The organism is Microcystis sp. M083S1 (assembly GCF_020246405.1).
In the GTDB taxonomy this organism is placed as follows: domain Bacteria; phylum Cyanobacteriota; class Cyanobacteriia; order Cyanobacteriales; family Microcystaceae; genus Microcystis; species Microcystis aeruginosa_C.
In genome coordinates this window covers 1-11,964 of the sequence record NZ_JADBTB010000121.1, presented here as the reverse complement: position 1 = coordinate 11,964, position 11,964 = coordinate 1, and the positions used below count along the sequence as shown (strand labels likewise).

Annotated in this window: 12 protein-coding genes and 2 pseudogenes; 7 read left to right on the top strand and 7 right to left on the bottom strand. The window is 43.4% G+C overall.

From position 1 onward, the window contains the following. Positions 1–407: 407 nt before the first annotated feature. The 3 genes and pseudogenes from IM450_RS12640 to IM450_RS12630 all read right to left on the bottom strand — a co-directional run. Positions 408–752, bottom strand: a pseudogene (locus IM450_RS12640) (PIN domain-containing protein); the annotation flags it as partial. A gap of 70 nt (positions 753–822) precedes the next feature. Further along, positions 823–1,023, bottom strand: coding sequence for a hypothetical protein (locus IM450_RS12635; RefSeq protein ID WP_287667645.1), 201 nt, complete (start codon positions 1,021–1,023; stop codon positions 823–825). A gap of 298 nt (positions 1,024–1,321) precedes the next feature. Beyond that, a pseudogene (locus IM450_RS12630) lies at positions 1,322–1,440 on the bottom strand (IS200/IS605 family transposase); the annotation flags it as partial. A gap of 185 nt (positions 1,441–1,625) precedes the next feature. On the opposite strand from IM450_RS12630, the gene IM450_RS12625 reads away from it, so the two are divergent. Continuing rightward, on the top strand, positions 1,626–2,897 hold the full coding sequence (locus IM450_RS12625) for an esterase-like activity of phytase family protein (protein WP_353736995.1): 1,272 nt from the start codon (positions 1,626–1,628) through the stop codon (positions 2,895–2,897). Between the two features lie 363 nt (positions 2,898–3,260). Here the strand turns inward: IM450_RS12625 and IM450_RS12620 are convergent, their stop codons facing one another. From IM450_RS12620 to IM450_RS12610, 3 genes are all read right to left on the bottom strand, one after another. Beyond that, positions 3,261–4,223: a protochlorophyllide reductase gene (locus IM450_RS12620; protein ID WP_287667641.1), complete on the bottom strand. Its 963-nt coding sequence runs from the start codon at positions 4,221–4,223 to the stop codon at positions 3,261–3,263. Positions 4,224–4,456: 233 nt separating this feature from the next. Beyond that, on the bottom strand, positions 4,457–5,458 hold the full coding sequence (locus tag IM450_RS12615) for a CsgG/HfaB family protein (protein WP_002801774.1): 1,002 nt from the start codon (positions 5,456–5,458) through the stop codon (positions 4,457–4,459). A 62-nt stretch (positions 5,459–5,520) separates the two neighbouring features. Then, the gene (locus IM450_RS12610; RefSeq protein WP_271935202.1) at positions 5,521–6,504 is read right to left on the bottom strand and encodes a succinate dehydrogenase/fumarate reductase iron-sulfur subunit; all 984 of its coding nucleotides are present in this window, start codon (positions 6,502–6,504) and stop codon (positions 5,521–5,523) included. A 532-nt stretch (positions 6,505–7,036) separates the two neighbouring features. On the opposite strand from IM450_RS12610, the gene IM450_RS12605 reads away from it, so the two are divergent. Both IM450_RS12605 and IM450_RS12600 read left to right on the top strand, forming a co-directional pair. Beyond that, positions 7,037–7,423: an AbrB family transcriptional regulator gene (locus IM450_RS12605; RefSeq protein WP_002765913.1), complete on the top strand. Its 387-nt coding sequence runs from the start codon at positions 7,037–7,039 to the stop codon at positions 7,421–7,423. Between the two features lie 389 nt (positions 7,424–7,812). Continuing rightward, positions 7,813–8,607, top strand: coding sequence for a CPBP family intramembrane glutamic endopeptidase (locus tag IM450_RS12600; RefSeq protein WP_287667637.1), 795 nt, complete (start codon positions 7,813–7,815; stop codon positions 8,605–8,607). Here the strand turns inward: IM450_RS12600 and IM450_RS12595 are convergent. Then, positions 8,590–9,387 carry a Tab2/Atab2 family RNA-binding protein gene (locus IM450_RS12595; protein ID WP_287667634.1) on the bottom strand — a complete coding sequence of 266 codons (798 nt, stop codon included), beginning with the start codon at positions 9,385–9,387 and terminating at the stop codon, positions 8,590–8,592. The two genes, IM450_RS12600 and IM450_RS12595, sit on opposite strands and share 18 nt — an antisense overlap. Before the next feature lie 150 nt (positions 9,388–9,537). Here IM450_RS12595 and rimM point away from each other — a divergent pair, with 150 nt between their 5' ends. From rimM to IM450_RS12580, 4 genes are all read left to right on the top strand, one after another. Further along, the gene (rimM, locus tag IM450_RS12590; protein ID WP_002801779.1) at positions 9,538–10,116 is read left to right on the top strand and encodes a ribosome maturation factor RimM; all 579 of its coding nucleotides are present in this window, start codon (positions 9,538–9,540) and stop codon (positions 10,114–10,116) included. 179 nt (positions 10,117–10,295) lie between these two features. Then, positions 10,296–10,418 (top strand): hypothetical protein, encoded by a 123-nt coding sequence (locus tag IM450_RS22525; protein WP_157404752.1) that lies wholly within the window; start codon positions 10,296–10,298, stop codon positions 10,416–10,418. After that, the gene (locus tag IM450_RS12585; RefSeq protein WP_002801780.1) at positions 10,378–11,157 is read left to right on the top strand and encodes an ABC transporter permease; all 780 of its coding nucleotides are present in this window, start codon (positions 10,378–10,380) and stop codon (positions 11,155–11,157) included. Before IM450_RS22525 ends, IM450_RS12585 begins: the two co-directional genes overlap by 41 nt. Before the next feature lie 64 nt (positions 11,158–11,221). After that, positions 11,222–11,686 (top strand): hypothetical protein, encoded by a 465-nt coding sequence (locus IM450_RS12580; protein WP_287667629.1) that lies wholly within the window; start codon positions 11,222–11,224, stop codon positions 11,684–11,686. Positions 11,687–11,964 lie beyond the last annotated feature (278 nt).

Genomic DNA, 11,964 nt, shown 5'->3' with positions numbered 1-11,964 from the left:
TTTTTTCATTCATCAGCAGAGCTTATTAAATAAATCGAGCAGAGAGAAAATATCTGGTATAATGGCACTCCTGCAAGGATTTACCTAGGGATAAGCCGATTTATGTTGCTAAGGTTATATTTTGATAAACTTTTGTCAAGTTAGCCAGATAATCAAGTTATTTTGTGATCAGTTAGGGTAGGGAGATGACTACAGCCTTGTCATCGGAGTCAGCCATGGCAATTTGGCCGCTATTGTTGATGGTAAAGGCGGAGATACCGTCGCCATCGAGGTTAGGATTACCTGCGGTGATATTGTAGGTTAAGGGGTTGTTATCGGCATCAGTGGCGTTAATTGTGCCGACAACTGTACCGTTAGGACTGGTTTTAGAAATGCTGAAAATAGCATCATTAACCAGTAAAATAATTTTATTGCTTAAAGGGATTAATAATAGTGAATTTTTTATTAATAATTAAACCATCTTGCATATCTTCTGAATACAAAATATTTGCATCATAAAATAAAGCGCAAGCAATCACTAAACTATCCCAAAATGATAGATGGTATTGAATTATCAGATTAGATGCAGATTCAAAAATATCAAGATTAAATGAGATAACTTGATATTTGCTATAAAAGGAAACAATTAATTTAAACAGTTGTTTTTCATCAAGCTTATGCTTTTTAAGTAAATTACAAGAAACCTCATTAATTATTTGGGTACTGATAATGATGGACTTTTCTTTAATTAATTGTTTTGCCAATATTCTTTTACTTTCTTCTTTTTTATCAGTGGAAAAAGCATAAAGCTAAATATTAGACTCAACAAAACAAATATGACTTTTAAGTTCTGTCATAAATTTCTTCTCGTTTCATAAATTCTAAATTATCAACCTCTATAGGATTTGACAACAGGTATTCAATCATATCAATTTCAGTTTCACTTTTATTGAGTTGATTTTGAGCTTTAAATGCGGCAATAAGTACCTGTCTCTGCTGAATTTGTTCAGGTTTAAGTTCAGTTACATTAATATTTTTAATCATGGCTACATTGGAATGATTTTTACTTTAATTATACTAATTACACGCTCTCACAATAATGATCTTCCTTTTTTAGGTCTTTGACTAAAATTATCGGTGTTTATGAAGAGTTATTATAGCCTAGCCTTTGAATTATAACAAAGAGACATAAACCCCGTGCTTGTCCCCCTCTCAGTATACTGATAGTTTATTTAACAAAATAGTCCTCAAAGTTTTTCCCAGTAAACATTTCACGATTTCATGAGCAAAAATTATCACACAAAGTCGAGAACAGCCCAATTTCTACAAACTTGATCTCCTATCGTTTTTCCATCTTCAGACAGACTTCTTTCAACAAGCTATCTACCTGTTTGTCGAAAACGGCTTTACGATATATAGCAAAACACTTACATTATGGCTCTTATGGATGTATTCACTCATTTTTCTATTATACCCTGCGAGCGGCGGGGAATTAGACCCGAAGAGATTAAAGCATATCTAAATATTTTTGGGTTAAAAGTTAAACTTCAGGCTTTCATTTAGCGCAAATGTACTAAACAACTAATTTTCCCAAAAAAATTAGTTAACACACGATTGTAACATATAATTAATTTGCAAGAGTTCTAATGTTTTTTTGGATAGAAATCATGAAATCCCCCTCTCGTTTTTTCATCGGGATCGCTGGAACCATAACGGTCGGTTTCCTCGCTACCTCGTCGGTTCAAGCTTCGCCTTTAAATTTACAATTTCTCGGTCAATCGATTGTTCCCACGGGGTTTATTCCCTCAGGCCCAGCGGGAACCGTGAACGGTGTCTCCGTTCCGGTCGGGGGATTATCGGGCATTACCTACGATCCGGCGGCTAATAACTTTTACATCATCTCGGACGATCGCTCTCAGAACGGCCCGGCGCGTTTCTACACCGCAACGATCAATCCGACGCTATTTAATGTTAATGGGACGAATAGCGGCGTTACCTTTACCGGTGTTACGCCACTTTTACAGACTAACGGGCAAACTTTCCCCGCGCTGAGTCTCGATCCAGAAGGGATCGCGCTCGTGGGTTCTAATCTGTATATTTCCTCCGAAGGGGAGGTCTCTAATAATCAGATTCTCAATCCCTTTGTCAATCGATTCGCGCTGGCCAACGGTCAACAGAACGATACTTTACCGATTCCAAACCAGTTTATCCCCGCGCCGAACTCGATTCCCACCACAAGCGGGGTTCGCAATAATCTGGCTCTAGAAAGTCTGACCACCACCCCAGATCAGCGATTCCTGTTCACGGCCTCCGAGAACGCGCTTGTGCAGGATGGGCCGGCCGCGACGCCAACGAACGGTTCTCCCTCACGGATATTGCAGTACGATCTCGCTAATGGACAGCCGATCGCTCAATTCCTCTACAATACCGATCCAATCGCCCTTCCCCCGATTATTCCAAGCCAAGTCGATGTCAACGGACTCGTCGATTTACTGGCACTTGATAATAGTGGCCAACGCTTTCTCTCCCTAGAACGTTCTTTCTCTATAACGACGGGAACACCGGGGAATACGGGCTATACTGTGAAAATCTACGAGGTTTCCCTGGAGGGGGCCACCGATATTAGTGCCTTTCCCAGTATTAATGGGGTTTCGGGTATCGTGGCCGCCCAGAAAACCCTATTATTCGATCTGACCTCGTTAAATATCCCCATCGATAACGTGGAGGGGATTACCTTCGGCCCCGATTTACCGAACGGCAAGCGATCAATAATTCTCGTCAGCGACAATAACTTTACCCAGCTCCAATTTACTCAATTTCTCGCCTTTAGCGTGGAAACTGTACCCGAACCCTCAACCCTCGCAGGATTGCTGGTGATCGGTTGCGGTGTCATTCTAGTCAAAAAACGGGAAAGCTAAACAAAATCTGGCAACAGCATAGAGATCAGGCTATCTTTACGGTTGCCGAGCGTTTCGTCAATTGGACAATGGCTCTTCTAGGTTCTGTGTGATAAGTTTAACTTACAATATGATCGATCAATCTTTGTGTTCTTTCTGTCTTTGTGGTTCGTCTAGCCCCTCGCTAGGAGGAATGTATCTTAGAATACATTTTACCCACCAAATCCAAGAGAGCCTAATACCAAATAGGTTTTTAATAATATCATTAACTGCCAATCAAACTTTAAAAACCCAGTTATGGACTGTTGCTCCCTGTCCCAGCGCTCCCCGTTTCCACAAGGACACAAGTTACCTTGTGTCCCTTTTCAGTCTCAAAATCAGAAATTAGGCTAATCCGACTAATTTAGCGCTGTATTCCCACATTTTTGCCCCTCTTTCATCGTCGCGAGCTTGAGGAGAAACCCTTTGAACAAAGGATTTACCCTCTTTTTTCTGACGATTGCCCCAACTCCAGTAAGCACCGGATTGACGGTATTCGGGGTCAGCCACCACCATGGCCACTCTTTCCCCGGCTAATTCTTGGGAAACATAGCCACCGGTGATATTTTTCTGGAACCAGGGGAAAAACTGCTGGAAAAAGGGGTAATGGTTGCGGAAAAGGGGTGTATCGGCCACACAACCCGGATAGAGGGAAGTAAAAGTAATTCCGGTAGATTCGTGATAGCGTTTGTGCAGTTCCCGCATGGTGAGAACATTACACACCTTACTATCTTTGTAGGCTTTGACCGATTCAAATTTTTTGCCGTCGGCCATAGTAATCGGGGTTTTGAAACCCTTGGCAAACCCGTCTAAATCGCCCAAATCGGGACGAGGAGGAATTTTGCCGCCTAATTCATCGGGATTATGGGTGACAGTGCCGAGAATGACTAAACGGCGGTCGGGAGAAGGGGAATTTTTTAGATCTTCCAAGAGCAAATTCGAGAGCAGGAAATGACCTAAATGATTGGTGGCCATGCTCAATTCATAACCGTCGGGACTTCTTAAGGGTTCTTTGAGCAAAGGCAGATAGATAGCGGCATTACAGACTAAAGCGGTTAGAGATCTGCCCAAGGCCCGGAAATTTTTAACGAAGCGCCGGACGCTATCAAGGGAACCGAGGTCGATAAATTCAATACAGTAGTTATCCCGGGGAATGTTTAATTCCTTGGCCGCCTGTTCCATTTTCGGGATATCCCGACAGGCCATAACCACAAACCAACCTCTTTGAGCAAGGGATTTAGCGGCGTAGAGACCGACTCCAGAAGTTGTCCCAGTAATGATCACCGTGGGTTTTTGATCTTGTACCATTTTTTGATAGTTTTTGTTAATCGCTCTGGTCTAGGGAATATGCAAGGGATTCCGATCATAAATTTTATCGGTTGTCTTACCTGACCCCAGGGTTCCCTTTACATAACTTCAAATTTTCGTGAGTGTTCACTTATCAGTTATCAGTTATCAGTTATCAGTGATCAGACTTGAGTTTTAAGTTTACCGATCTTCCCACTTCCCCACCTCCCCAATTCATAATTCATAATTCCAGGTTAACGAATCGGTTTAGCTAAATCACCGATTTTAAAACCATTACCGGTAATAATGCGACCGACGCTAGATTGACCATCAGCTTCGACAATTTCGAGAGTGCCAATCGGTTGAGTAATCTGACGGATAACCTTACCCGTTTGCGGATCCTTGACCGTTTGAGTCGTCCGTTCGATGGAAATGCGTAAACCGACACGATAACCCTCTCCCGTGCCTTTATTGAGAATTACCTGATTTCCCGCCACGGCAGCCACTAAAGCGGTGACAGTCGGGAGCGAGCGAGGTGTAGCGGCGATTTGGTCGGCTTTATCATTGAGATTATCCACCACCTGCGCCACTGCCTTATCGGTGGCAATACTGAGTAATTTCCCTTCGTTGGAGGTTTGGGAACCACCCCCAACCCCTAAAACCACGGTTGAACCATCGGATTGATTGGCAGTACCATCTCCCTGAGCGGTGGTAATAATTTCGGCCGTGGTGGTATTAATTGCCCGGACATTTAACTTGACAAAAGCATCGGTTTCTGTCTTAGCGGTGCTAAAAATAATAAACGAGCCACCGGATTGTTTTTTTTGTAAATCGAATTGGGTAATCGAACCGATAATCACCACATCTACCCCCAAAATTTGCCCGATTTGAGCGGCGGTAGCGGCATCTACCCGTCCCGAAGCCCCAAAATTTTGTTCTCTGAGGACAGCATCAATGCGACTGCGCTCAATGACTGTATAGCGACCACTTTCTACCAATCTATTGACGAGAATATCACTAACACCACTGGCTCCACCATTGAGAAATGTTAACCACTGGGGATTACTGAGACCGCTATAATCGAAGTCTAAAACCGCTACGCGCACCTTTTCGCTTTTTTGGGCTAAGAGTAGCGGTAAATTGTTAGAGGTAGCTTGGGAGAAAGCCGGTGCGTTGAAGCTAAAACCCAAACTAGAAGCGACTCCCACAAGGGTAATCAGGGCAGAAAAACCACGGATACTATCTCGATCGAACATGATAAGGGGTTCTCCAGTCAAATAGAATATAGATCATAATTATCTCAGAATTACTCTAACTATCAAGAGCGAGAATTTTGAATGGCAGTAATTAAACCTCTCACTTCCTCGGTTCCCTCGGAAGCTTCAAAGGAAGTGGGAAATTTACCCTTAGCAATCATCCGCAATCCCAAGGGGGCAATACTTAATAAACCCTGTAAATCGCGCCAATAATTGCCCAGCACATAGAGGCCGAATTGGCGTTCATCCACCCATCCCCCTGCTTTGACTAATTCCACTAAAACTTTTCGGTGACGAATGGGACGACTACTATCGGCCGACTTGCGAGCGAGTATTTCCTGTTTAATTTTACTAATCTGATCCATGGGGGCCACTTCCATGGGACAAACCGCATTACAGAAATAGCAACGGGTACAACCCCAAACCCCTGCGGTACCTTGGTTATAAAGTTCTAGGCGACTTTCCTGATTACCATCGCGGGAATCTGCTAGGGTGCGCTGCGCTTTTGCTAAAGCATGGGGACCGACAAAATCGGGATTGACTTGCTTGGCATTACATTCCGAATAACAGGCCCCGCACATAATGCAGTTACCCATCTGATTGAGATTGGCTCTTTCTTCTGGAGTTTGCAGAAATTCTCGTTCGGGAATGGTGCGTGCTTGACTACTAATATAAGGTTCAACCTTTTCTAAATCGTCCCAAAACGGTTGCATATTGACGATTAAATCCCGGATAATGGGTAAATTACCCAGGGGTGCGATCGTGATTTCGGGAATTTCTCCTGCATCTTTTTGGCTACAATGGTTTAATTCACTGGCGATATTTTTTTGACAAGCCAAGGCCGAACGGCCGTTAATTTTCATCGCACAGCTGCCACAAATTGTATTGCGGCAATTTTTACGAAAGGCCAAAGTTCCATCAAGTTCCCATTTGATGCGATTAAGGCAGTCGAGAATTGTATTTCCCGCCTCCACCTCTAGGGTAAAATTTTCTAGGTAGGGGGTGTCGTTGGGTCGTTGACGCAGAATTTTAAAAGAAACTTCCATACTCGGCACGGGGATGAGGGACTCCTAATACTCAGGATAATCGATGTTAACGGGCCAAAGGGGAGCTAGTAATGGTAATTAATCCTTAAGATTTTCCCCGGTCGGTTGAGCCAAGGGGTGGGTATCTAGACCTAATCATAGATGGGCAAGTCGATGGAAAACAGTTTAATCACCCCGGATTTACTGCTCTGGGTCATTAGTTTTTTGCCAACTCCAACCACAAGTATAGTTTCTCAATTCCTTGCTAAGTATAGCTTGATCGGTTTTATGTCCTCACTTTCTCCTCCCTGTTTTCCTCGCACCCGACCAAAAATTGCGAGAGTCTTGACCAAAAATTTCCTCTCCCCCACAAGGTTTACACTTACTACCTAGTCTGGGGTCTTCTTAGCACGATTGTCATCACAGAACCATCAGTTTTAAAAAATTTATTATTCCCCTCTAGACATTTTTGGCAAGATTTTTGGTATGATCAATTTGTCAGTGTAAACTTAATTGACAGTCAGTCAAAAATCAAGGGACATTTAAAAGTACCATGAGTGATATCTCTCCTACTCCCCTAACCGGGAAAGCTCTACTACAAAAAGTCAAAGAGTTATCCCACTTACCCCGTCGCGAAACGGCAAAACGTTGTGGTTACTACTCTCAAAGTAAAGATGGCCAAGTTCGGGTCAATTTAACCGACTTTTACGATGCTGTTTTGGGTGCAAAAGGGGTTCCTCTCGATCCCGAAGGCACTAAAGATGGCCGTGGCCGCGAACCCACTTTCCGGGTTAGTGTCCACAAAAATGGTCAAATCGTCATCGGTTCCACCTATACCGAACAAATGAACTTGCAGCCCGGCGATGAGTTTGAAATCAAACTTGGCTACAAGCACATCCACCTCAAACAAACGGAATCAGAAGAATCGGTAGAAGCTTAAATAGGTTACGGAGTAGGGATAAGGAAAAAAAATCGGCAGTCAAAAGGGCTAGTTTTGACAAGACCGACCAAAAAGACAATATAGATTCTTATCCCTAATTCTAACCCCTGACCGCCTCTTTTATCAACTTGAGGGGTTTTCCTTAAGCACTTTTTCTTCTTTTTCGCAACCCCCTAGGGATGGATTTTTGTTGGAGCTAGGCTTTACCAGAGCAAAGTTCCACAGTTGTCCTATGCCTAGGGGGTTGGTTTTATGGGTGTTAGGAGACAGGAGACTCCGAGTTAGTATTCAGGAGATTATTTTTGTTTATTCTTCCCACACCCCACACCCTACACCCCACACCCCACACCCTACACCCCACACCCCACACCCCACACCCCTAATTGACAATGGAGATTACCGCCTTAATAAAAATTATTATTTTCCTGTTAGCCTGGTTAATTCTCTGGCTGCCCATTGCCATTGGTTTAGGGAGTCGTTTGGGATGGCAACCGCTGCAAGGGACAAAACCTGACCAAAAATTGCCCATGGTGGCCTCTCTTTACGCCTTGGCTCCCTTAGTTATCTGGGGATTATTCAAGATAGAGGGGAGCAGCCTCCATAATTACGGATTAATTTGGTCATTTTCCCTATTTATCTCCCTAACTAAAGGATTAATCCTGGCAGTGGTGGGATTAGGGGTAATTTTTTTCCTAGAGGGGATTTTGGCCTGGGTACATTGGCATCCCAAAAATCTAACTCGTGCTTTTTCCTTGAGTTTACCCCTGTTGATAGTGGCCCTCTGGGTGGGTATTACCGAGGAATTAATCTTTAGGGGCATCTTTTTGAGCCAATTAAGCCAAGAATACGGTTTTTGGGTGGCGGGAGCCATTTCTAGCCTAATTTTTGCCCTGCTGCATCTGCTTTGGGAACGTCAGCAAACGCTGCCGCAACTACCCGGTTTATTTCTGATGGGCATGGTTCTGGTCTGGGCGCGGGCGATCGATCATGGTAGTTTAGGATTAGCTTGGGGACTTCATAGCGGTTGGGTGTGGGGATTGGCCCTGCTAGACAGTGCCGAATTGATGTCTTACAGCGATTCTGGGTTAGCTTGGGTTAAAGGTATCTATAACCAACCTTTAGCGGGTTTAGCCGGCATTCTTTGCCTCTTGGGGACAGCTTGGGGGTTAAACTTGCTTCAGTAGCCAAAAGCCGGTAAAAGTGCGACCAGAATCATCCGGTTGTATGAGGAGAAAGTGCAAACCTTGGCTTTCCTGTTTGGTTGCCTGATAAACATTGGCTGCCAGGGCCACTTCTTCATCCTCATAGGTGAGAAAAATCCAACGCTCATTTAGGCCCGATTCCAAGACTAAACCGCCCGATCGCCCCCTTTCTGTGGGAATATGATCGATAAATACTGGGTTAATTTCCTCCAACCAACGAGCGATGGCCAGAGATTTTTTACCACCGGTAATAACCACACCGGGGATCATTAGAGTGGAGGCTAAACCTAGTTTTAAAGGGTAAAAGGCCTCTGGTAGGGAAAGAATCGGTATTCGGCGATCGCCAAAAAAATTAACTAAATCAACGGCGGGAAAACGAGCAAAACGCCACTCTTGACCTAAAAATTGGTCGGGTAGGGGTTGCGGTGGAGGAGAGTCGATATTGATGGGGATTTGGCGTAATTCTAGCTGTTTTTTCAGGGCATTAACGTGACGGGTTAACTCGATTTTGATCTGTAAATTTTGACCAGCGAGGAGAAATAAATTGGCGCATTGGGGGCGAAAAACTTGGATAATTTCTGGGGAGGAGACTTGACAAGCTTGCTGTAACTGTTGGGTTAACCAGTCGCTATTAGCTTGGGATTGGGGACAGGAATTTTCATAAATAAGATGACCGAGAGGATCGAAAATTAACAATTGCCAGACTGTCTCAGGAGGAGGAGAAGATGAAGATTTATAAAAATCCGCTTGCCAAATAGTCATAATTCAGTAAAAAGTCACCAGTAAAAAGTCAAAAAATGGTCAGGAGTAGAGGTCAACTAAAAATTTTACCTTACCAAGACTTTTAAAATCTAGGAGCGAGACAAAAAAGGCTATATACTAGGGAAAGCTATAGCAAAAAATGTCGAGACAATGGAAGAAAATTGGCTAGAAATTGGGACAATAGTAGCACCCCAGGGACTGGAGGGAGAATTGCGAGTTTTATCGGTATCAGATTTTCCCGAACGTTTTCAGAAGCGAGGTATTAGGGGAATACAAGGGGCCCAGGGGGGAGAAATCCAAGAAATTACTCTGCTCAGGGGACGTGAGCTACCGGGAAAAAATGTTTATGTTATCAAGTTAGAGGGGGTTGAAAATCGGGAACAAGCCGAAGCTTTGCGCGGATATAAATTATGGGCGAATAAACTAGAAAAACCTCGCCTAAAAGCGGATGAATATCATGTTAGTGAGCTAGTAAACTTAGAGGTTTATCATCACCTGACAGGAGAAAAAATCGGGGTTGTAGTAGATATTTTCTGGGCGGGTAATGACATTTTAGCAGTGCAACTGGAAGCAAATCTCGCCCCCCTCAAGAAAAAAAGTTCATCCTCCGACTCAGAGGCCCGGGCCCTGGTTCCCTTCGTCAAAGAAATTGTGCCACTGGTGGATCTGAAAGCGGCACGCATCGAGATTACGCCACCACCGGGGTTATTAGAGATCAATTTGTCCTAGGCTTATTCTTGATGGCGGATTGGGACGGTGAGGAAGTTTCAGGACAACTGCAACAAAACCAACGGGTAAGCTGCCTGCAAAGATAAGGTAACACTGGAACGGTAAGGGTTATCTGCTGTTTTAGCTAACTTAACAACACCTAGTTATCCCTAGGGACTGCTAACCAACCGGGACAATTTTTGATTTTTAGAGAAAGTCCACTTTTGCGCCGGAAATGGGTAATCTCAAAGGGAAAGACAGATATTATTTTGATGAAAGGCTATGGGTATCAGCATCCTGAGAATCTGGGCGATCGCAGCTAACAGTTTTCGCGAGGTTATCCGCGATCGCATTCTTTACTTTATCGGGTTTTTTGCCTTGTTGATGGCCTTCGCTTGGCGTTTATTACCGGAAATTGCGGTGGGAACCGATGAGAAAATCTTTCTTGACTTGGGATTAGCCGCTATCGGGTTATTAGGGGTAATTGTCGCGGTTTTTGTGGGTACAGGGCTAATTAATAAGGAAATTGACAAGAGAACTATTTTAGTTTTGATTCCTAAACCCCTGAGTCGGGCCGAATTTATCCTCGGTAAACACTTGGGTTTGTCCGGGGTTTTAGCGGTGATGTTGGGGGTAATGTTGGTGATTTACCTGCTGATGTTGCTGGGGATGAAAGTATCTTTTCAAGCTTTACCCCTGATTGTCTCGGTTTTCTATCTCGGTTTGGAATTAATTCTCATCGCGGCCGTGGCGATCACTTTTGGGGTATTTACCAGTTCGATTATAGCCACGTTAATGACTTTTGGGTTCTATCTAATGGGTCACATCAGCAAAGATCTGATCCAATTGGGTATAATCAGCAAAAATGCCAATATCCTCGCTATCACTAAAAATATTTATCTAATTCTCCCAGATTTGGAGAGATTGAATTTTAGAAACGAGGCCGTTTATGGTTTGCTGCCTAGTGCTGATGTCTTAATGGGTAATGCCCTCTACAGTCTCGTTTATACTGGTCTATTATTGGGTATCTCCATCCTCATCTTTTCAAGACGACAATTTTAACTGGGGTTGCCGAGTCAAGAAATGAATGTCATCGCCATCGATTAGTTTATAGACATTATTAGCCATGAAATTAAAGGCCCAACTGCATATTTTAAGTCGAGAAGCGGTCAATTACGGACTGGCCACTGTGGTCATGGAAGAAGCGGTTAATCCTGTCCTCGCGGCCGTGGCCAGACAGTTAAAACATTTACAATACTATGTGATTCAGAATAGCCAGGGTGATTGGTTACTAACCACTTTAGCCCATCGGCAGCAGCCGCAACAGGAAAAAAGGGTGATCTATGCCTTTGCTACGGAAAAAATGGCCCTATCTGCTCAAAATACTGCTAATTCACCCCTATCAACGCTCCTGATTCCCGTAACCCATCTTTTATTCCAATTATTTGCCGTAGAAAAAGTAGATAGTATTATTTTTCTGGAAAATGCACACACCGCTCAAACAGGAAAAGAAATCTCCCGGACCCAATTAAAGGCCAATATTGAAAAACAACTGCAAAAACTGGGGACAATTCCTGCCAATCTTGCTTAATTAGTTATCCTTAATCAAGGCGAATTAGATGTCATACTAAATCTGTTGAGTATAGGCTACATATCAGGAGAGGCAATAGGCACTCTTGCAATAGGCAAAAGGAGAAATAGATAATCAGTCTGTAATAACGAGATTTAGTATTGTAAAGTTTTGTAAAAAGTATATGCAAATGACTGCAAACAACTGCTAATATGGTTAGTGCAAGTTTACATTGCAGTTCACATGAAACTATCAGATTATGCTAAGAAAAAAGGGATCAGTTATGACACTGCTTGGAG